The following is a 20,933-nucleotide window of genomic DNA, read 5'->3' on the forward strand; positions in this document are numbered from 1 at the left end:
AACTATTCGTTATCTTCCATGATCCGCACACCTTGCACGTTAGGCAGATCCGCGAGGGTGGCGAGCGTGGAAGCCTGGTCGACCACGACCCGCGAATGCATTCTGATGTAAGCGGTCAGTGTCTCGGAGGAGCGACTGGTGGAGGTGCTGACGTTTTCCACGCTCCACCCTTCGCGTGCCAGCTCGGACAGGATGCTTCGGAGGACGCCCTCACCTTGCGGGTACGAGACACACAGGATGTTTTCGTCTTCACTGCCCTTTCGTCGGAACAGCCGTGCGAAGGGTGAGAGCACCCAGATGACCACGAAGTGGAATACGGTTCCTGCCAGTGCAAGCCACCACAGGCCCGCTCCGCATGCCATACCGATCGCCGCAGTTTCCCAGATCGTTGCTGCGGTCGTAAGTCCGCGGATTGCCCCATGGCGTGTCAGGATGATTCCGGCTCCTAGGAAGCCGATTCCGGAAACAACCTGGGCAGCGACCCGTGATGGATCCACCCGCACGATTCCCTCGCTCAGCACGTCACTGAATCCATACTTGGAAATCAGCATCATGAGCGCCGCTGTCATACCGACGATGGCTTGCGTACGTATGCCCGCGCTTTTCCCGAGGATCTGGCGTTCCAGACCGATGATCGCAGACAACACCAACGCTGCCAGCAGAAGAAGTATCTGAGTTAATTCACCTGATAAATGCATTTCCATCACTTTAAATAAAAAACTGCTAGTGGCTCGAAAGTATACGTACCTTCTTGGTGGTTTTGATGGACCGTCACAACTGCAGCATGGTCGAGAGCCATGGTATAGAAAAGCGATTGGGACGAGCGGTGACGATATTCCACAGTGTTGATCTTGTCGATCTGATCGACAAGATCACGGGAATCAGCATCAGCGATCCCGTATGCCAAAGTCAGGTGAGCCCGTGGTACACCCGAAAAGTGAGCGGCCTCATCACCAAGGACATCAATTGCGCATTGACGCACACCCTCGACGAAGTGATTCCACGCCGTGGTGGGGCGCGAATAGCACAATACTGAATCTTCAGTGACCTCAGGTAACTGGAACTCCAGGTTTGGGCATCGCCACTGCGCGAAGTGCCGTCTGATCGCTTGACCGAGCAAAGGAATTTTCTTTCTTATTTCCCCATCATCGGCAAAATACGGCAGTCGCTGGACCGTAGCATGCAGAGAGTCCCGTGGCTGCACTGCACAGATGCTGCTTTCTGTCAGTACCTGAAGGTATGGCGCAACCAGATGGGTAAAATTCCGCTCCGGCAAGGCGTAGATATGAAGTTGTCCAGAGGGATTGTCCCAGTTTTCTGGTGCTTTTGCGAAAAAATCGCGCATCTTTTCCTACTTATCTGTCAATGATTGCGTCGCCACACCTGCGACGGAGTCCAGCGAATCGGAGGATGGTGTTGCCCAGGATGCCAGCAGCGCCCTGTCTCGGGTGCCAGCGTGGCGACACCCGCACGATTCACCAAAAACAATGTCGAAGCCACTGGCGAAGGATCGTGGCTGGCGGTTCAACGACGTATCCGAAAGGATGTCGAATGCAAGCTCAGCCATTTCTCCCCATGGCTGTCGAACAGCAGTCAGCGACGGCACGGAATAGCCCGTATCCGATGACCCATTGAGAGCAACCAAAGCGAGATCCGTCGGAATGCGTATATGCAGATCCGAGCACGCGGCCATCACTCCTAGAGCCTGCCGTTCATTGCCTGCCACAACTGCTTGGGGAACGTGTCCCTGCGCATACTTATCAGTGAGCCATTGATATCCGGCTATTCTCGAGTAAGCGCACCATGAGATGTGCGGTGATGACAGATCGCTGCCAACCGCATTGCACCACCCCTGGGCCCGAACGAATGAATTCTCCATTCCCTCGGGCCCGGTCATCATATCGATGTGATCGTACCCATGTCGGAGCAGATGAGTGGTCAGCTCGAAAACTGCCCGAGTTTCATCAATTCTGACTGACGGGCATTTCGAATCCGAATCTGCATATGTGAGAACCACTGCGGGAATGCCGGTTCCGTCAAACACGTCGAGGGCAAGTTTCTCAACCGTTCCCATATAGATCACGCCATCCACTTGCTGTCCAATCAGGGACTGCAGGAGTCGACGTTCCCTCTCAGGGTCATCAGCGGAGTCACCGATGATGATCAATTTTCCCTGCTCGAGCGCCTTCGCCTGAAATGCGTGCGCAATTTCTGCAATGAACGGGTTCGTGATATTAGGAAGAACAAGCCCATAGTTGCCGCTCTTTCCAGAGGCCAGAATACGCGCCGCATGATTAGGCGAATATCCCAGCTTGTCGATCGCGGCAAGCACTCGTTTACGGGTTTCTTCAGCAACGGGCCGAGGGCCATTGTTCACTGTGTATGTCACAACAGCTACTGATGTCCCTGCCTCGCGGGCAACATCCTCGCGAGTCGGCCTCTTGCTTTTCATCTGCCTCTCCACGCCGTGTGGCAACGCGTCTTACACGTTACGGGTCTTCCACCCATTATTGGCCAATTCCTCGAGTTCTTCGAGAGACTTGCCTTTGGTTTCAGGAGCTAGGAAGTAAGACACAATCAACCCCACTACCGCGACCCCCGCGAAGAGCCACGTTGAGCGCGACATTCCCCAGTTTTCCACCATCACGGGGAACACTGTGACGCCCAAGATCGCGCCGATACGGCTGATAGATCCCGCAAAACCAGTACCGGATGCACGCAGACGGGTCGGGAACAGCTCGTTTGGATAGACCATGTCCAGCACGCCGGGACCTAGATTCGCCAGAAGGATAGCTCCTGACAGCAGGAAGATAAGCAGGCCAATTGATGGGTTATCAGTCAGCGCCAGTGCCACGAGGACGACGATCATACCGGCGAAGCACCATAGAATCTGCGGACGGCGACCGATCTTTTCGACCGTGTACATGCCAATGCCGGCGCCGGCAACACCCAGCAATGCGATGATCGACGAACCAATGTAAGCCAAGATGGTGTTCCCCTGAGTGAACGGTTCCAGAATTGACGGAGTGTACATCTGAATGCCATAGAAGGACACGGCAAAGGCAAACCAGAATGTGCAGCAGAAAATGGTTGAACGAATCATATTGGGGCTGAAGAGCTCCCACCACGTCCCATACACGCGCGACTTAGACTGCATCGACTCCTGTGCGGACTCTGCTAGCGTGTCATTTTCGTCGAAGTAGGCACCCTGAATGGCTGTGATCTCACGCATCACACTGTTAGCTTCCTCGATCCGCCCGTGTTCACGCAGCCAGCGAGGCGATTCAGGAACTTTGTGACGCAGAACCAACGTAATTGCCGCCAGAACGGCACCCAATCCCAGCATCCATCGCCATGCGGATTCCCCTAGCGGATGCATGGCAATGCCTGTCATGTACGCGCAGAAAGCTCCCACCTGCCAGAACAATGACATGAGGATGATGAAGCGTCCACGACGCTTGGGAGCAGTGAATTCAGCGGTAATGGACGATGAGATTGGGTAATCCGCACCAATGAACAGACCCAACAGGAAACGTGTTGCGATTAGCTGCCACGCATTTTGCGTCAACGCTGCCAGCAGGGCGAAAATCACGAATCCGCTCAGGTCAATCATGTACATCTTGCGCCGACCCAAGGAGTCAGCCAGTTTTCCGCCGAACATCATGCCAAGGAACATGCCGACGATCGCAGAAGCAGCGACGATGCCTTCAATTCCTCCGGAAATTTCCCACTGTCGTTTCAAACCTGGCAGGGCCACTGCAATGACGGATACATCGAATCCATCAAGGAACATTCCTGCACCTGAAAGTACCGCAACCTGACGTTGGAACTTCGATCCTGACGCAGCCGGTGCGGCGTCTGCTCGAGTACTCATTTACATCTCCTCATTGAGCGAAGAAGCAGAACTATTGACGCGCATTGTCTACGCGCGTAGCTAAAGAGTATAACTCGTTCTCAGCAGGGTCAAATCTCCCCAGTTCGCGCCCGTTAGACACAAAACCGGCGCCGGGGAGTTCCTCGGCGCCGGCCTCGTACAAGCCCTCTTACTTCTTGTTGGAGAAGTCGTTCAGCTCGTACTGTTCGGCAGCGTTTTCAGGTGTGATCGGGGTGGTTTCGAGGACCTGCCTGGCCTCGACCGGCTCGCCCTTGATCATCGCCAAAATGGTGTCAACTGTTTCCTTAGCACCTGTCGGATAGATGAAGGTACCTGCCAGCTGGCCTTCCTGAACGGCTCGTATGCCACCGTCAGGAATTGCGAGGCCGTCAATACCGATGAACTTGATGTCGTCGGCTTTGCCGGCACCGGCCGCAGCCAGGTATGCGCCCAGCGCCATCGGGTCATTATGCGCGTAGACCAGGTCAATGTCTTCACCGGACTGCAGCCACTGCTGCATGATCTTGGTGCCCTCTTCCTTGATCCACTTTGCGTCCTGATCCTTGACGATCTCGATCTTCGGGTTCGCAGCGATTGCGTCACGGAAGCCCTGGTCGCGGTCGATCTGAGGCTGGTTCGAGGTAATGCCTCGCAGCTCGACGACTTTACCGCCATCAGGCAGAAGCTGGAGTGCCAGTTCGCCTGCGGCCTTACCGATTGCCACGTTGTCACCGCCGATGAAGGAGGTGATGCAGTCCGTGTTCACAGCGCGGTCCAACACGATCACCGGGATACCTGCTTCACATGCCTGCTCAACTGGCGGGGTCAACGGGTCAGACTCGTTAGGCGAGACGATCAGAATGTCAACGCCCTGCTGAATGAACTGCTGGACCTGACTCACCTGACGTGAGGAATCCTGCTGAGCGTCAGCAATCGGCAGCAACTCAAGGTTCGATTCCTGCCCGATGTAATACTCCAGCTGTGCGTTGATCTGCGCACGGTATGGCTCAGCGTTGTTGGCCTGTGAGTACCCGATGACGTACTTGTCCTTTTCGGGCAGCAGACGTCCGTCGCTTGCGCCAGCCGCGCTGCTCTGATCAGTTGTGGCACTCGATGCGCCTTCATCTGTCTGTGAGCCGGATGTCGACTGATCGTTGGTTGCGCACGCGCCGAGCGATGCTGCGGCAACCAGGGCACCCGCCAGGAGTACCGGTAGTTTGCGTCGCGTGATTGTCATGAGAGCTCCTTCGCTTTCTTAGTGTTGTGTTTACCTTGGTGTGGACTTCCCCCTCGGCCTACTCCTTCGCGTGTGACGTCGAGGATGCCTGAACGGGATGCGCGGTTCGTCGTTTCAGGCGAGCCGCAGCGTTGGGAATGAGGTCGGGATGTTGGATCACAACGGCGACCACGAGGATGATGCCTTTAATGATCATCTGCCAGTTGGCACTGAAGTTGTTCAGGCCCAGCACGTTGTCGAGCAGGGTCAGGATCAATGCGCCGATCGACGTTCCGATCACTGTGCCTCGGCCGCCAGCCAGGCTCGCACCACCGATGACGACGGCTGCAATCGCGTCCATCTCATAGGTCATGCCGGCTTGAGGATCTGCTGATGCGTTATAAGCCGCGTTAATCGGACCGGCCAGGCCGCACAGCAAACCAGAGATCATGAAGACAATGACGAGCACTGCTTTGACGTTCACACCCGACAGGCGCGCCGCGGTGGGATTGCCGCCCACCGCGTACACGTGCCGCCCGAACGTCGTGCGTGACAGCAGCAGATGGACGAGGATAATGACCACGATCAGCGCCAGCACAGGGAAATACCCTATTAACGGTATAGGGAACAGCGTTTCGCCTGGCGTCCCCAGCATTCGGAACTGTTGAGATCCCGGAGCCACCTCCCCGTCCGGTCCGATCACATTCGTTCCGATCGACACGTTATGGGAGAACTCGCGGGTAAAGCCTCGTGCGATCGTCATGATGGCCAGCGTCATGACAAACGACTGGATCTTTAAGTACGCGGTGCCGATACCGCTGATGATGCCGAAGAGGGCGCCCACAGCCATTGACGTGGGAACAATCGCGATCACCGGCCAGTTCATTTCCGTCAGCAGCCATGCTGACGTGGTTGAACCGACTGCCATGACTGCGCCCACCGACAGATCGATGCCGCCGGTGATAATGATCAGAGTCATTCCCACCGCCAGGATGCCTCGCGGAGCGAAGTACCCAATGGCGTTCGTCAGGTTTCCTATGTCCGCGAAGCGCCCTCCCTGGCTCCACAGTCCAATCAGGACGATCAGGAGAAGGCCGATATAGCCTTGGGACTGGCTCAACATCAGGAGCCATTTCTTGCGCTGCACGACCGCACCCGATCCGCGCTGCGACTGTGTGCTCATGGGGTTGTTCTCCTTCACTATTTAACAGTTTCGATGGCATCGACGGCGGGCGCATCCTCTCTGACTGCCTGCCCTTGAATCGGCATTGCCGCGGTGAGTAGGTCTTCCTGAGTGGCTGTGCCGGCGTCAAATTCAGCGGTGATTTTTCCTTCGCACAACACCACGATTCGGTCGCACATTCCCAGTAATTCGGGAAGCTCTGACGAGACAACGATGAACGACACTCCCTGCGATGCCAGCTGCGCAACAAGTTCGTAAATTTCGGCCTTCGCACCGACATCGATACCGCGTGTCGGCTCGTCGAGCAAGATCACTTCCGGGTTGGTCAGCAGCCATTTTCCGAGGACGACTTTCTGCTGGTTTCCACCCGACAAGGTGCTCATGAACGCATCCATCGACGGGGTCTTCACCCCAAGGGTCTGGACCTGTTCCTCGCTCGCCTTCTTTTCTCGAGTTTTCTTCACCCATCCGCCTATGCCGGCAAAATCCGACAGGGCGGGGAGCGTCATATTGAAGCGCACGGAGTTTTCCAGGATCAGGCTCTGCAGTTTTCGATCTTCACATACCAGGGCAATCCCGGCGTCGATACTGCGTGCGGGCGACCGTTTGGTCAGCGCCTTGCCGTTCAGGGTGACCTGACCGATCATGTCCGAGGATGGGGGTGTTCCAAAAATGGATTCGAGTACTTCTGAGCGACCAGCTCCCATCAGGCCGGCGATTCCCAGCACTTCGCCGGGCTCAACCGACAGCGAGATGTCGTGCAGTGCTGCCCGCGACTCGCGCGCATTGGGCATGAGGGAGAGGTGCTCCACCGTCAGTCTGGCTTTGCCGCCCTCGGCGCGGGCACCGGTTTCCTCGGGACGCTGGTGCAGTTCCGAGATCGGACGACCCACCATCATGTGGATCAGTTCTGATCGACTGACGTCCTTCATCTCGCGTTCACCGATGAACTGTCCATCTCGCAGGACTTCGACCCGGTCAGCAATCTCTTCGAGTTCTTCCAGACGGTGAGAGATATAGATGATGCCGACTCCCTCGGATGCAAGTGACCTGACAACCTCGAACAGGCGTTCAACTTCAGCATCTGCCAGCGCCGACGTCGGTTCGTCCATGATCAGGATTCGGGTGTTCAGGCTCATCGCCTTTGCCACTTCAATGAGCTGCTGTTCTGCCAGTCGGTATTGACGCACGAACTTTCTAGGATCTAGATCCAGCCCGACTCGCGCCAGCAGATCCCGGGCCGTCGAAATCGTGCGCTGTTTCTTGACCCACCCTCCGGTCGCCTGTTCTCGTCCGAGCCAGATATTGTCTGCCACTGACATGTCGGGGACGAGGTTCAGTTCCTGGTGGATGGTGGAAATCCCCAGCTGTTGTGCGGTGCTGGGGCTATGCAGCGTGACCGGCTCTCCGTCGACCTTGATGTGACCGTCGTAGTCGTTGAAGACTCCAGAGAGCACGTTGATCAGCGTGGACTTGCCTGCTCCGTTTTCTCCCAGCAGTGCCACAACTTCACCGGCGCCCAGGCGCAACGACACATTGTCGAGTGCTCGCACTCCTGAAAACGATTTCCCGATATGGTGCATTTCGAGCAACGGTGCAGTCACGACGCGCCTCCGATTCGCCATTGATGTCAAGCGCCTGGATTGATCTCCACACCGTATACCAGCTGTTTACACGACTCAACGATTTCACAGGTAACGGTTTAGCGACATTAGTATTACTATAACCTATATATCACATTGCATTTACTATGCACAATCGCTTGACACTCATTTTTGCTCCATTTAAGCTGATTTTGCCCGAAAACGAAGTGGCGATGCCGCCACTCGACCCAAGGATCAATGATGAATCACCTCTCTCGACCGGGAAAGATCGCACTGGCCGCGTCAACAGCCCTGCTGCTCAGCATCGGCGAACTCGCCCAGGCAGCGCCACCCGACGAAAATCCCACAACAGGTTGGCAAACCTACACTGACATCACTCGCCTTCCGGAACTGAGCACCGGCACGCAGAGCCGCCAGTTCTCAAGTTTTGATCGCGAAGGCGGCAACGACCACGACGGATTCAGCGGAAAGTACTCCTGCCTGCACACCACCGATGAAGGATGCGTGCTGGCAGAAGCCACAGGCGCCGGCGAAATCCAATCCATCTGGTCAACGTGGGATCGTGGCGACGTCACCAAGGCCGGCAACATCATCATCGAACTCGACGGCACAGTCGTTCTCAATGCACCGTTCCAGGACGTTGTCGAAGGTAAAGCCGGCGCACCGTTCATCTATCCGTTCGTCGCCGACAAGATGCAAACCTCCGGTGGCGTGTACATCAAGATCCCCATGCCATACCGCGAATCCATGCGCGTCACGGTGCAGAACAATCCGTTCTTCTACCACGTGTCGTACCGCTCGTTCGCCACCGCTGACGGCATTTCGACCTTCGATCCCTCCAACGTGCCCACCGACCTGCTCGAACAGACCAAGACATGGGGCACGGAGTCGCCGGCCTCCCTCGTCAATGAGCCGAACCTGCACGCAGACTTCAGTCTTGCTCCGGGCGAATCCACAACAATCGCGACGCTGAATGAGCCGGGAATGGTCCAGGCCTTCACCCTTGGTCTGCCAGGCCTCAAGGGCGCGCCGGCACCTGAGCGCATGAACGATGACGGTCGCGCAACGAAAGATTCGACCAGCTTCACCGTGGCGATTGATCCCGCGAACGAGGGTGTCACGCTCACGCGCCGTTATGACCCGATTTCACCTGATCAGAAGGCACGTATCCTGGTTGACGGCACGCAGGCCGGCCAGTGGGATGGCACTGAAGGCAAATCAGGGGTGTGGCGCGAAGAATCGGTTGAACTGCCCGCCGACGCCACCGCAGGCAAGTCATCGATCCGCATCACCAACGAGTTCATCTCTGCGGGCAACGACTTCAACGAATTCCGCTACTTCGTCGACTCCAAGGTGGGCGGCGACATGATCCGGACCGATGAAGTCGACGTTGGCGAGGGAACCGACGAATCGCGCGCCTCTGAACAAGCTCACGACTATTCGATCGTGAACGAACGTTGGCACGGAGACCGGACCTATGCGCGCGAAAATACAAACCCCGCTGACGCCGAGCAAATCGCGGCGTCCGACGATTTCCTGACGAATACACATATCCAGATTCACGCCGACGGCCAGTTGACCGTCGACGCGCCGATCGGAGAATTCTTCGGTACCGGTCTGGGTTAGGCGCCCGTTACCTCGCTGATGTTCGGTGTCGATCCCGAAACAGGGACATATTCGTCGTGGTGGCCGATGCCGTTCGGCAAGACGATGACGATCTCACTGGTCAACAACTCTCAGTACACGCTGAACAACGGTACGTGCGATGTCACATTCAACGCGGATGCGAGTGTGGCCGAGCGTTTGAGCGGACCGGTCCCCTCCCTCGGATATTTCTACGCCACGCACCACGCGGGTCCGACCGAAGACGAGCGCGACTGGGTGTTCCTCTCAACTGAAGGCCAGGGCCGCTTCATGGGAGTCAGCCACACCATGTCCTCGTCACAGGGCGACGGCAACGTTCGCGGCTACCTGGAAGGCGATGAGCGCATCTACGTTGACGGGCTGCGCACCCCACAGTGGCACGGCACCGGCAGTGAAGATTTCTACGAGGGTGGCTGGTATTTCGATTACGGACCGTTCTCCGCATTTACCAACGGTGCGCCACTGGAGAAGATCGCTGGAACGTACGGCTGTGACTATCAGTGCGACTCGGCCTACCGACTGCTGATCGGTGATGCGATCGATTTCCAGAGCTCGATCAGCGCCGGATTGGAGCACGGGCCGGATAATCGCCATCCAGCTGAATACTCTTCGACCGCTTTCTGGTACGGCCACGCGGCTGCGCCTGTACTGACCCTTACTGATTCACTCAACATCGCCGACGTGGACAGCGAGGCGGCTCACGCGTACTCAGGTGGCGGCGAACCGCGCTCGCTGACCAGCACATTCGAAGGCAACGATGACACGGTCAGCGTGACCGATTCTCTGCGCGACTCGACTGATCCGATCACTTTCACCGCGGCAGTCAAGAAGTCGAATCAGGGCGTACGCCTGCATCGCATGTCGGACCAGTCGAGTGGCTATCAAAGCGTCGATGTGGCCGTGAACGGCACGCATGTCGGCACGTGGCTGCAGCCCCTGGCCAATCAGACTCATCAGTGGCTGGAAGACACGTTCGAAATCCCCCGCGCCATCACTGAGAACGTCGATAGCATCACGGTTGAGCTGACTCCGCGCGATGGTTCGGCACCGTGGAGTGCTGCGCGCTACGAGGTGTACACGATTGGCGGCGAAGAGGCGGCGACGCCAGTCGAACCGCCGGCACCGGCTGAACCGTCCGTACCGCCTACATCGCCCACGGCTGGCGAGCGTCCTCAGGCCGACAAGCCGCCTCGCCTCAGCGCGACCGGCTCGTCTGCACCGATCCTCGCACTCACAGCACTTGGAGCGCTGGGCGCAGGAGCGTGCGCACTGTCAGTTCGCAGACGCCACTGAGCCGTGGGCGGGGCCGCGCGTGGTGATGACCCGATCAACCTGATCAACCTCACGCCATGCTGCGGCCACGCTGTCAGCGGCGCGTTCGTCGGCAACGAGGGCTGCAACTGTTGGCCCCGATCCGGACAGGATCACCGCGAGCGCGCCGCTTTCGCGTCCGATCTCAATCGTGTCGGCCAGTTCGGGTCGCAGCGTGAACGCGGCCGCTGCCAGGTCGTTATGTAAGTACGGTGCCGCCTCGCGCGCACTGGCGGTGAGTGCGGCGAGCGTCTGTTCGTCTGGCCGGGTGAGTTCGGCCCATTCACCCATCTCATCGCGCCGCCTGAAAACCTCCGGCGTCGATAAACCTTCGTGGGCGGTTGCGCATACCCACAGGTGTTCATGTTCGCTGTCCAGGACCTGCATATGGTCGCCGTGCCCGGTTCCCAGCGCGATTCCGCCGACCAGGCAGGCCGGCACATCCGCGCCCAGCGTGCGGCCGACCGCCTGGAGCTGATCTGCGTCCAGTCCTAATTCCCACAGTTCGTTGCAGGCGACGAGGGCGGCTGCCGCATCCGCTGACCCACCGGCCATTCCACCGGCAATCGGCACGCGCTTATCAACGTGAATCCTCACGCCTGCCGCGGTTGACGCCCACGGGCCGCTTTGCGCCAGGCGCTGCAGGGTACGCGCGGCTCGTGCCGCCAAATGCCGGTGCGGGTCGAGCTCGTTCATCATGGCGCTTGCCTGACCGTCTACCTCGCCCTCTGGCGTGTACACGGTTGTCGATACCGCGATTCCGGGGGTGCGAGCCGTTGTCACTGTGACGGTTTCACGCAGGTCGAGCGCCTCGAACACGCTGATCAGCGGGTGATATCCGTCTTTTTCCGGCGCGCCGACGCGCAGCAGCATGTTGACTTTGCCCGGGGCGCTGGCCTGAGCTTCACGCATGTGCCTCTCCGTTTCGTGTGGAGGCGTAGGCTCCCTCGGGCGTGGAGGGATCGCGTCTGGCGGCGACGATAAGCCTGCCGAGGTCGACGAACTGGTCGATGGACAGCGTTTCGCCACGAGCCTGCGGGTCGATGCCGGCACGGGTGAGAAGGTCGGCGGCCGCTTCCCCCGATCCCGCCCAGTCACGTAGGGCTGCGCGCAGAGTCTTGCGTCGTTGCCCGAATGCGCGGTCGATCGCATCGAATGTGGCGTCGCGCAGGACAGCATCACCCAACGGCTCATCGCGCCTGGTGAGCCGCACCAGTGCGGAATCAACGTTTGGAATCGGCCAGAACACGGCGCGCCCGATGCTTCCGGCTCGTTCAGCGTGGCCGTACCACGCGGCTTTCAGGGAAGGGACACCATAGGTTCGTGAGCGGGGCCCGGCGACGAGGCGGTCGGCAACCTCAGCCTGCACCATAACCAGGACATCGCGCAGCGTCTCGAAGCGTTCGAGCAGTCGCAACAGTACCGGCACAGCCACGTTGTATGGCAGATTGGCGACAAGTTTGGTGGGCGCAGCGTCGCCCAAATCGTCCGGCGTCACTTTCATCGCATCCATGCAGGTCACGGTGAAGCGCTCTGTTGCCTCGGGCATGCGGGCTCGAACGGTTTCCGGCAGCGCACGAGCCAGGCGTGGATCAATTTCGACCGCATCGACATGTGCGCCGGTTTCCAGGAGGGCCAGTGTGAGCGATCCCAGTCCCGGCCCGACCTCAAGCACGTGGTCATCTCTCCCTACGCCACCTGCTCGCACGATGCGTCGAACGGTTCCGCCGTCGTGCACGAAGTTCTGCCCCAGCACTTTGGTCGGGCGAATGTCGAGGGCAGCCGCGATTGCGTGGATCTCGGCAGGTCCCAGCAGCGCGGATCGTTCGTCTGTTTCGTTCACGTCACGAGGGTATCGCGTGAGCGCGGATCAGTACCAACCGACAGAATTGGAATGCCCAAGCGCGCCGCATGGGGTTCCGTAGCGGCCGGCGATGTATCCCAGGCCCCACGTGATCTGCGTGGCCGGATTCGTCTGCCAGTCAGCACCGGCAGATGCCATTTTCGATCCGGGGAGAGCCTGCGGAATACCGTAGGCGCCTGACCAGGCGTTAGCGGCATAGGGGTTCCAGTGCGATTCGCGGTCCCACAATGTCAGCAGGCACTGGAATTCACTGTCTGACCAGCCACGCTGACTCATCATGTGCTGCGCGATGCCGCGCGGATCTTCGCCCGAGTATGTTCCGGTCGGTGCCGAGCTGATCGTCAGCCCTTCGGCTTCAGCGATGCCGCGAATCTCATCGAGTTCGGCCTGGCTTGAGATGTCACCGGGTTTGGCTCGGAATCGTACGGACTTGCGGCCATCTGATTCAGTGCCTTCTTCCAACTGGGCTTTCGGATCGATGCCGGCGGCCAGGAGAGCTTCGGGCGTGACTTTCCTGGTGCCGACGGTGACGATTTCCGGTCGCGGTTCCGCTTTCTTGTCGGCCGACAGCACGGCTGAGTAGGTCACTTCGCCGTCGACTGTTTCCTGCCACACCACAGAGCTGTTGGCACCGTGTGTGCCTTCCTGTTCAACGATGCGTTCGCCTTCGAACAGTGCGTCGGACTTGCGTTCTTCTTTCGAGAAGTTCACCGGGGTGTCTGTGCTGACGCGTCCGCGGGTGACGGGCTGGACGCGCACGGACAGTTCGCCGTTTGCCGATTCGAGGGTGACCCGGTCCAGCGGCGACAGCTTGATTCCGTTGTTTTCAATGACGTGTCGTATGTCCTGGCCTGCCCGGACGGCAACATTCTGGATCACGTTGCCGTTTGTTTCAATGACTGGCAGTGTGCGTGCGCGTGACACGAGCGGTTGGAGTTCGGCTCGCATAGAGGAGCGGCTCGCGCCTATCGCCACGGTGGATCCGTAGGTGTCGGCATCTGCCAGGATCGTGTCAATTGAGCTGGACGTCGACCATACGGTGCGTTCTTCGCCGTCGATCGTCAGGTCGTAGGGTTTGGCCGTGCGCACAACGACATGGTCAACTGACGCGATGTTTTCGCTGGGTGTGGGCGAGATCAGGTCGTGTTCACCGACCTGTACGTCGATGCTGGCGAGCGCGTCGGAGACTGTGCCGCCCCACACGGTGACAGGCTGACTGACTCCGTCGACTTCGAGCATCACTGTGTGACGAGCCTGAGCAATACCACCAACCGCGATGCCGGCTACTGCTAGTGACGCTGCACTTGCTGTGGCAATGATGCGTCGCGGGGTCACGGCAGGCTCCTTCCAATCGGCTGTTCCTACCGTAACCGTTTTGTGACTATTTGTGGAGTCGGACCGGAAAATTGTGGTGAGTTGCGCGCTCAGTACAGTCCGAGGCTTGCCGCGCATGCTGGCCACTGGCCCCATCCAGCTGCCGCCTGCAGTGCCTGAGCGCGGGCAGTTTGCTCAGCTGCCGATGCGTCCGAGGGCAGGCCGGTGCCGCCCATCGATTGCCACGTGGGCAGAGTGAACTGGTACATGCCGTAGAATCCGTTGCCCGTGTTGGTCGCCGGATTTCCGCCGGATTCACACTGAGCCAACGCGGCCCACACGTCCGAACCAGCAGTGGTTGCGGGAGCTGCAGTCGGCGTGGAAGCTGTCGTCCTCTGTTGGGCGGCCGCTTTCTTCGTTCCCACCGCGACGATCTTGTTTTGCGGGTCGGTCTTGCTGGTCGATACGGCTGCCGACACGGCGATTTCTCCGCCGACTTTTTCCTCAAAGTACTTGGTCGTCATCGAGCCGTCTTTGCCTTCCTGAATAACCGACGTGGTTCCTTCAGTCAGGGTGTCGTCTTTTCGCTCTTCAGTTTGGAACGGCACTGCGTCGGTCTGCGTGCGGTAGCCGCGCTCAACTCGTGTCACGACGATCGTGATGGTGCCGCCGCGGTTTTCCAGCTTCACGCGGTCCAACGGGCTTGTTGTGACGCCCAAGCGAGCCAGGATTGAAGCCGTGTCGTCACCGGTTTCGGCAGCTGTGTCAAGGGTCTTGCCGTCTACCTCAATCTTGATGTGTTCGCCGGGTGCTGCCAGCGGCAGTGTGGCACGGGCAAAGGAGCGGTCAGCGGCGATGATCGCTGTGCCGTGCTGGGAGAATTCGTCCAGTAAATCGGCCATTGATCCTGCTGTGGACCACAGTTCCACCTGGTTCCCGTCCAGATCCACCGTGTACGGCGATGCCGTCCGTACAACGACGGTGTCACCGTTGGAGACTCCCTCGCCCATCGCCGGTGCGACCAGATCGTGAGGGCTGACTTCAACGCCTGCAGCATTGATGACGTCTGAGACCGTGCGGGAGAATCCGCTGACGGGCTGCGAGACTCCGTCGACCTCGAGGGTCACGGTGTTGTGTGCTGCTACTGCGCCCACTCCGGCCACGCCCACAACTGCGAGCGATGCGGCGGATGCGGCTGCGATAACGGTTCGTCGGCTCGGTGAGAATTCCAAATTCACAAGTGTCCTGAGGTCGTTCGGCTCCGTCGGGCAGACGGACTGACTGGTGCCACACTAATAGGTTTTACCCAAACGTGACATCCGACGTCGCACATCTCACATGCGTCGCGTTTGCTTTTCGCCGTCGCACGTGGTTGCGTCCAACCCCTTATGCCCACGCGCCGTATACGTGCGTCGTGTTGCGCCACAACCGGTCACACGCAGCAGCTTCGTCGACGTTCCATAGCTCGGCAATTGCTCGCACGGTGTGGACAATTGAGTAAGTCGCGTTCGGATGACCACGCCACGGCACTGCTGTGAGATAGGGCGCATCGGTTTCGACCAGCACGAGTTCGGGCGGAAGTTCGACCAGCGCTTGACGAAGGTGGGCGTTAGCCGGATACGTCATATTGCCGGCAAATGACGCATACCACCCGTTCTTCGCCAGTTCGCGCGCCATTGCCGCGTCGCCGGAGTAACAGTGAAAGACGATGAGCTGGTCGGCCGTGGCGGTTTCGTTCAGGATCGCGAGTGTGTCTTCATGCGCATCACGATCATGAATTTGCAACGGCAGGCCTGCCGCGGCTGCGAGTCGAATGTGCGCGCGAAATGATTCCGCCTGCGCTTGTTTGCCGGCATCGGCTGTACGGAAGTAGTCGAGTCCGGTTTCACCGACGGCGACGACGACCGGGTCATTCAGACGCCGTTCAACCTCCGCGAGTGCTTCGTCCAGCGGAACGTGGTGCTGTTCAACGTGCGGGATGAGGCCATCTGGCGACGGTTCAGTAATTCCGGCATGCAATGCTGCTTCGTTGGGGTGAATCGCAAGCGCCACTCGTATCGCGAGGCCGGGCGCGCCCTCACGCGCAAGCTGCATCGATCCGTCGAAGTCAGGGATTTCGCAGGCAGAGGTGATGAGTCCGCGCACACCGACCTGCTGAGCGCGCTCGAGCTGTTCGTCAAGCGCCAGCCTGATTCCCTCAGCGCGAGGAATCTGTTCCTCATACAGCGGCAGATGAGTGTGGTTGTCGATCACATGACCTTCGAGCGGTTGCGCAGCTGGTGGCCATTCGCGCTTCTTTTTCTTCGACACCGGACCGGTCACTTCCTTCACTGTGGTGACGTGCTTATTCCTCTGAACCGATCCTAACGAACCCGCCGCGTTTGCGGCTCATTCCCTTTGAGGCGGCATATGTCCGCGATAGCGGGTAATTCCGTTGACGACGTCGTACCGGAAGCCGAGTGGAGTTGTCCACTGGTACACACCAGGCTCTGGCTGGTCGAGGTCCCAACCTGCATGCGTTTTTGCACGGTGAACGCTTCGCGACAGTGGACCCAGATTCGCCAGATTTGTTTGCCCAGCCGGGCCACCTTCCTCATATGGGACCGTATGGTCCAGGTCGCACGAGGTTGAGGGCGTGTTCGAGTAGGGGAATACCTCGAACGGTTCACGCTGAAGCAGTGCCCTGCGCATCGTCGGTGTCGGATCGTGCCGGTCACCGGCAGGCAGCGATGAGTAGTCAAGGACGGGGCGAATCGTGACCCGAGTATGCGCAAGCATGGATGCGAGTTGCGCGACTGGAACAGAACCGCCATCGTCAATACTCGCGCAGTGCGGCGAATCCGGGTAGATATGAGCAACGATCTCAGCTCTGCGCTCAGTTTTCGCTTCACGTCCATTTAACAGTGCCCCCGCCTGCTCGGGGTTCGCCAGCAAGCCGAGTGCACGCGAGCGCCGCTCATCAACCGACTCATCTGGATGCGAGGCGGCCAGCGCAGATGCCAGACTTGCGACGGTGCGGTCAAGATGGAGGGCATCTGTAATGGCGAGTTGCGCATGCATATAGGCGCTGCCGACTCCCTCGTCCATGTCGAACACGACGCGTCTGGCACGCTCGGCAAGTTCTGCACGCACTCCGATCATCTGCGGGGCAACGCGGGCGATCAGAAGGTTCACGTGACGGGTGATGCGCCCCTGGTTCCATGAGCCGACCTGTCCGAGCAGTTCATCGAGCGTCGCGCATTGGGATTCGCTGAGTGTGGACGTCAGCGAGTGAACATGGCAGGCCTTCCAGACGGGGATTTCAGCATCCATGACGCGGTCCCACAGTCTCGGGAGGCGGAAGCGGACACCAAGCAGCGAGTAGAGTTCCTGCAATGTTTGAGAGGGTGAGCATCCTAAAGCGGCAGCAAGTTCGAGATGGGCGAACTCGGCAATGAGCGGGGTGCCGCTGCTTGAGCGCGGCACAAGAGCCTGCTCTCCTTTGAGCGCGGCAGTGACCGTCAGAATCGTGTCGACGATCATGCGGGCGCGCTCAGCTTCAGCTTTCCGCCAGCGGGCATCTGCCTCGCGCAGTGCGTTCACCTGCTCGATGGCAGCATCAAGCTCACTGGCGGAACCGCCTCCGTCGGGTGCACCTGCACACACAAGTATCGAACATGTGTTCTATTGTGAGGGATGGCATGCGCATCTGTGTCCCACGAACACCACTTAACAGGACACAATTTAAGTGACGTGTGTCACATTTAAGCCAGTAGGGCGGCTTCCTATTTTCCGTTTAGCTGCGCGTAGTCAATGCGGCGATCTTTGAAGTGGAACTCCTTGTCGCGGTCATTGATTCCAGGCAGGATATTGACACCCGCACCGATCCAGCAGCCTGAGCCGATGCGAACCGGCATGTTGTACTGGTAGCCCTTTCGACGAAGCTCCGGGATAATCGGGGGTCCCGCTGTTGAGATGGTGACGTTCGGGCCGAACATCGTGTAGTCACCGACGTAAATATGTGTGTCGTCTACGCAGGTGAAGTTGAAGTTGACGTAGATGTTGCCGCCGAAGTTCGCGTAGAACGGAGGCTCAATGTAGCAGTTCTCCCCTATTTCAGCGAACATTTCCTTCATCATCGCCTGGCGTTTGACCTGTTCTGATGGACGCAGCTGATTAAATTCGTGGAGCCGCTCGAGGCATGTCGTTCTTGCATGACGTTCATCGCGCAGTCTTACTTGTCGTGTCAAAGGCGGCTGGTCTGCGAGACATTCTAGAAAAGTCACTGCCTCTTCGCACAGCTCAATGCCACTAAGACGCCGCCGTGCGGTACAGTGCCTCAAAGAACTGTTCGGCGAAAGGCGCCCGCTCTCATGACTATGAACGCATCGGCTCGTTCGCTCATCGGGCTTGTGACAAGCCGGAACTTACGTTTCGTCATTCCTGTCTATCAACGCCCCTACTCGTGGGACGAGGAGCAATGCGAACAATTGTGGGAAGACGTGTTGTCGGTTGGAAAGCGCCCAGATGATAAGCACTTCACCGGTTCTATTGTGTGGATCCAAGATGGTGTGATGTCGGAGGTGACGCCGCTCCTCTTAATCGACGGTCAGCAGCGAGTCACAACTGTCGTACTCCTCATGATTGCGCTGGCTCGATACGCTAAGAACAACCCTGACGAAAAGCTAAACTTTTCCTACTCTAGGCTGGTCAACAAGGGGTACCTGATAGATGACGACAGGCATGGTGACGAGCGTTACAAGCTGCTTTTGTCTCAGGGCGATCGAGCTACCCTTATCTCGTTGCTCGAGCATTTAGTGGACGAGGACTATCGAGTCGTCAACAACTCATCACGTTTAATTGCCAACTTGGAGTTTTTCGAGCGAAAGCTGGCCGCCCTCGACAATCCGAATGCAATATGGGATGGTCTGCAGCGTCTTGAAGTTGTATCGATTTCTCTGGATGCAACTCGCGACAATCCTCAGCTCATTTTCGAATCGATGAACTCGACAGGTAAAGATCTTTCGTCAGCCGACCTGATCCGAAACTTTGTCCTCATGGGATTACCCCGAGGCGAACAAGAAAAGCTCTATCAGAACCACTGGCGGCGTATTGAGCAGACCCTTGGCGAAGACACATACGACAGAGTTTTCGATGAATTCATCAGAAACTATCTGACCATTCTGTATGCGCCTGAACCGCTCACGCGTAAAGATGTGTACCCCATTTTCAAGCGCCACGTCACCGAAAACGGGTTTGCCAAGAAAGGGCGGATGGTCGACCTTCTCAGTGAAATGGAAGACGTTGCTCGCTACTACGCGGCAATCACCTCTGGGACCGAGGAGGACCCCCAGCTCAAAGAGCACTTCGACACAATAGCAACACTGGATATGAGCGTCCTCAATCCGCTCCTCCTGTCGTTTTATCAAGATTACGAGGCAGGAGCCTTCGAAAAAGAAGATTTTATCCGCCTGCTTCGTCTGACCGAAAGTTACATCTTGAGGCGAGCAATTTGCGATGCTCCCACAAATTCGCTGAATAAGTTCTTTCCCAGCATTATCGGAAATCTCAATAAGGTGCAGGAAGAGGGCGGTGATTACGTCGAAGCCTTCCAATCGTTGCTATACATGGCAGCGGGGACCACGCGGCGTTTTCCAACAGATGACGAGTTTTCGCATGCACTACTCACGCGTGACTCTTACCTCTTCAGAAAATCTTTCTTCCTGCTGACAAATCTTGAGAATTTCCACCACCCTAAAGATCCTCACGATTTCGCATCCGGCTCATACACAATTGAGCACATCATGCCGCAAAATGCGCTTGCTCATTCTGAATGGCGCCAGGCGCTGGGCGAGGCCCCTGAGGAAGGCTTTGAAGCCCTCGTCAACAACATCGGCAACTTGACTGTCACTGCCTACAATTCCGAACTTTCCGACGGTACCTTTACTGAGAAGAAGGAACGCTGCATCGGCGGTTACGCCAACGAATACATGGCGATCTCAGCAGAACTGAAAGATGCAGAGTCATGGGGTGAAGAGGAGATACGAAACAGAGCAGAAAACCTGACTGCAATTGCGCTCAAGCGCTGGCCAGGCCTTGATGTTTCGCCCGATGTAGCCGATCGATATGTGGTGCGAAAACAGCCAGGCAAACGAGCACAGCGCATTACGATTCATGACCTCGTATCTGCAGGACTTCTTCATGTCGGCGATGTGCTGGAACCCGCTTCTGATCGTTTCACGCAAACAGTGACACTCACCGATAAGGGCGACTTAATCTTGCGTAACGGTGAGAAGTTCTCAAACCCGTCCTCAGCGGCTAGCCGCGTCATCGCCCTCGAAGGAGGTTCTGGAGGACGAAACGGATGGGACTTTTGGCGTCTGAATGACGGTGGCCCCAAGTTGAGCGAAATTCGCCGACGCTATAACGAGGCAGCGACCACGAGCCACCGCGACGCATCCATGGTGGAATTTTGGAACGGTTTCTATGAATACTGTGCGAATCGTCCTGGCTTTACCGAAGCTTTCCGCGACCCGTCGACACGTGAGCCTAATCGCGATAACTGGGCCTCATTTGGCATTGGTCTGCGAAAGTGCGATTTAACAGCATTAGTACGGTTGAGCGGGCAAGAAGTGGCCGTCCAGCTCCACTTTTCTGACGAAGAAAGCTACAAACCCGTCCTCTCACGGCGATCCGACATCGAGAAAGAACTGGAATTCCTCGAGGGTACGTTTGAGTGGGACGAGGGCGACCTCGACAAGACGACCCGCGTTGTGAACGTTGCACGCCCAGCCGATTTGACTGGTGATTCAGTCAATGAGGTGTACGAATGGCTGGCCACAGGTATGCACGCATTGCGGAAGGTAGCGCATCAATTCATGAAGCGGAATCTAGCCTCAATCTAACCCGCTACTCCCACTCAATCGTTGCCGGCGGCTTGCTGG

At 58.0% G+C, this 20,933-nt stretch carries 17 protein-coding genes; 3 read left to right on the plus strand and 14 right to left on the minus strand.

The window, feature by feature from the left end; translation table 11 throughout:
• Window positions 1-2 precede the first annotated feature (2 nt).
• The 7 genes from HMPREF2975_RS02675 to HMPREF2975_RS02705 all read right to left on the minus strand — a co-directional run bounded on the left by HMPREF2975_RS02675 (window position 3) and on the right by HMPREF2975_RS02705 (window position 7,898).
• Window positions 3-698 carry an MgtC/SapB family protein gene (locus HMPREF2975_RS02675; RefSeq protein WP_058236239.1) on the minus strand — a complete coding sequence of 232 codons (696 nt, stop codon included), beginning with the start codon at window positions 696-698 and terminating at the stop codon, window positions 3-5.
• A 5-nt stretch (window positions 699-703) separates the two neighbouring features.
• The gene (locus tag HMPREF2975_RS02680; RefSeq protein WP_070725586.1) at window positions 704-1,345 is read right to left on the minus strand and encodes a hypothetical protein; all 642 of its coding nucleotides are present in this window, start codon (window positions 1,343-1,345) and stop codon (window positions 704-706) included.
• A gap of 6 nt (window positions 1,346-1,351) precedes the next feature.
• On the minus strand, window positions 1,352-2,452 hold the full coding sequence (locus tag HMPREF2975_RS02685; RefSeq protein WP_070725589.1) for a LacI family DNA-binding transcriptional regulator: 1,101 nt from the start codon (window positions 2,450-2,452) through the stop codon (window positions 1,352-1,354).
• Between the two features lie 30 nt (window positions 2,453-2,482).
• Window positions 2,483-3,874 (minus strand): MFS transporter, encoded by a 1,392-nt coding sequence (locus HMPREF2975_RS02690; RefSeq protein ID WP_070725591.1) that lies wholly within the window; start codon window positions 3,872-3,874, stop codon window positions 2,483-2,485.
• Window positions 3,875-4,043: 169 nt separating this feature from the next.
• Window positions 4,044-5,111: a substrate-binding domain-containing protein gene (locus HMPREF2975_RS02695; RefSeq protein ID WP_070725593.1), complete on the minus strand. Its 1,068-nt coding sequence runs from the start codon at window positions 5,109-5,111 to the stop codon at window positions 4,044-4,046.
• A gap of 58 nt (window positions 5,112-5,169) precedes the next feature.
• Window positions 5,170-6,273, minus strand: coding sequence for an ABC transporter permease (locus HMPREF2975_RS02700; RefSeq protein WP_070725595.1), 1,104 nt, complete (start codon window positions 6,271-6,273; stop codon window positions 5,170-5,172).
• Window positions 6,274-6,290: 17 nt separating this feature from the next.
• Complete coding sequence (locus tag HMPREF2975_RS02705; RefSeq protein ID WP_070725597.1) at window positions 6,291-7,898, minus strand: sugar ABC transporter ATP-binding protein; 1,608 nt, start codon at window positions 7,896-7,898, stop codon at window positions 6,291-6,293.
• Window positions 7,899-8,114: 216 nt separating this feature from the next.
• Between HMPREF2975_RS02705 and HMPREF2975_RS02710 the strand changes: the two genes are divergently transcribed.
• Window positions 8,115-9,503, plus strand: a complete 1,389-nt coding sequence (locus HMPREF2975_RS02710) for a hypothetical protein (RefSeq protein ID WP_070725599.1) — start codon at window positions 8,115-8,117, stop codon at window positions 9,501-9,503.
• 15 nt (window positions 9,504-9,518) lie between these two features.
• Window positions 9,519-10,814 carry a glycoside hydrolase family 172 protein gene (locus HMPREF2975_RS02715; RefSeq protein WP_319803189.1) on the plus strand — a complete coding sequence of 432 codons (1,296 nt, stop codon included), beginning with the start codon at window positions 9,519-9,521 and terminating at the stop codon, window positions 10,812-10,814.
• Here HMPREF2975_RS02715 and HMPREF2975_RS02720 read toward each other — a convergent pair.
• The 7 genes from HMPREF2975_RS02720 to HMPREF2975_RS02750 form a co-directional block, all read right to left on the minus strand.
• On the minus strand, window positions 10,794-11,744 hold the full coding sequence (locus HMPREF2975_RS02720) for a 4-(cytidine 5'-diphospho)-2-C-methyl-D-erythritol kinase (protein ID WP_070725602.1): 951 nt from the start codon (window positions 11,742-11,744) through the stop codon (window positions 10,794-10,796). The two genes, HMPREF2975_RS02715 and HMPREF2975_RS02720, sit on opposite strands and share 21 nt — an antisense overlap.
• Window positions 11,737-12,675, minus strand: coding sequence for a 16S rRNA (adenine(1518)-N(6)/adenine(1519)-N(6))-dimethyltransferase RsmA (gene rsmA, locus HMPREF2975_RS02725; RefSeq protein ID WP_070725604.1), 939 nt, complete (start codon window positions 12,673-12,675; stop codon window positions 11,737-11,739). The genes HMPREF2975_RS02720 and rsmA overlap by 8 nt, the downstream gene beginning before the upstream one ends.
• Before the next feature lie 27 nt (window positions 12,676-12,702).
• Entirely contained in the window at window positions 12,703-14,031 is a 1,329-nt protein-coding gene (locus HMPREF2975_RS02730) for an aggregation-promoting factor C-terminal-like domain-containing protein (RefSeq protein WP_227469149.1), read from the minus strand.
• An 89-nt stretch (window positions 14,032-14,120) separates the two neighbouring features.
• A complete protein-coding gene (locus tag HMPREF2975_RS02735; protein WP_319803188.1) occupies window positions 14,121-15,248 on the minus strand; it encodes a transglycosylase family protein in 1,128 nt (375 codons plus the stop codon).
• A 148-nt stretch (window positions 15,249-15,396) separates the two neighbouring features.
• Complete coding sequence (locus HMPREF2975_RS02740; protein WP_070725622.1) at window positions 15,397-16,320, minus strand: TatD family hydrolase; 924 nt, start codon at window positions 16,318-16,320, stop codon at window positions 15,397-15,399.
• Between the two features lie 78 nt (window positions 16,321-16,398).
• Window positions 16,399-17,655 carry an HNH endonuclease signature motif containing protein gene (locus HMPREF2975_RS02745; RefSeq protein WP_070725607.1) on the minus strand — a complete coding sequence of 419 codons (1,257 nt, stop codon included), beginning with the start codon at window positions 17,653-17,655 and terminating at the stop codon, window positions 16,399-16,401.
• A 119-nt stretch (window positions 17,656-17,774) separates the two neighbouring features.
• Window positions 17,775-18,275 (minus strand): maltose acetyltransferase domain-containing protein, encoded by a 501-nt coding sequence (locus tag HMPREF2975_RS02750; RefSeq protein ID WP_083314360.1) that lies wholly within the window; start codon window positions 18,273-18,275, stop codon window positions 17,775-17,777.
• A gap of 87 nt (window positions 18,276-18,362) precedes the next feature.
• Between HMPREF2975_RS02750 and HMPREF2975_RS02755 the strand changes: the two genes are divergently transcribed.
• Window positions 18,363-20,894 (plus strand): DUF4268 domain-containing protein, encoded by a 2,532-nt coding sequence (locus tag HMPREF2975_RS02755; protein ID WP_083314361.1) that lies wholly within the window; start codon window positions 18,363-18,365, stop codon window positions 20,892-20,894.
• Window positions 20,895-20,933: the final 39 nt, after the last annotated feature.

Origin of the sequence: Actinomyces sp. HMSC065F12, assembly GCF_001814535.1 — a bacterium.
Lineage (GTDB): Bacteria > Actinomycetota > Actinomycetes > Actinomycetales > Actinomycetaceae > Pauljensenia > Pauljensenia radingae_A.

Coding starts and splice junctions, on each gene's coding strand:
- HMPREF2975_RS02705 (WP_070725597.1), bottom strand. CDS start 7,898: ATGGCGAATCGGAGGCGCGTCGTGACTGCACCGTTGCTCGAAATGCAC.
- HMPREF2975_RS02755 (WP_083314361.1), top strand. CDS start 18,363: ATGACTATGAACGCATCGGCTCGTTCGCTCATCGGGCTTGTGACAAGC.
- HMPREF2975_RS02690 (WP_070725591.1), bottom strand. CDS start 3,874: ATGAGTACTCGAGCAGACGCCGCACCGGCTGCGTCAGGATCGAAGTTC.
- HMPREF2975_RS02695 (WP_070725593.1), bottom strand. CDS start 5,111: ATGACAATCACGCGACGCAAACTACCGGTACTCCTGGCGGGTGCCCTG.
- HMPREF2975_RS02700 (WP_070725595.1), bottom strand. CDS start 6,273: ATGAGCACACAGTCGCAGCGCGGATCGGGTGCGGTCGTGCAGCGCAAG.
- HMPREF2975_RS02675 (WP_058236239.1), bottom strand. CDS start 698: ATGCATTTATCAGGTGAATTAACTCAGATACTTCTTCTGCTGGCAGCG.
- HMPREF2975_RS02710 (WP_070725599.1), top strand. CDS start 8,115: ATGATGAATCACCTCTCTCGACCGGGAAAGATCGCACTGGCCGCGTCA.
- HMPREF2975_RS02720 (WP_070725602.1), bottom strand. CDS start 11,744: ATGCGTGAAGCTCAGGCCAGCGCCCCGGGCAAAGTCAACATGCTGCTG.
- HMPREF2975_RS02680 (WP_070725586.1), bottom strand. CDS start 1,345: ATGCGCGATTTTTTCGCAAAAGCACCAGAAAACTGGGACAATCCCTCT.
- HMPREF2975_RS02685 (WP_070725589.1), bottom strand. CDS start 2,452: ATGAAAAGCAAGAGGCCGACTCGCGAGGATGTTGCCCGCGAGGCAGGG.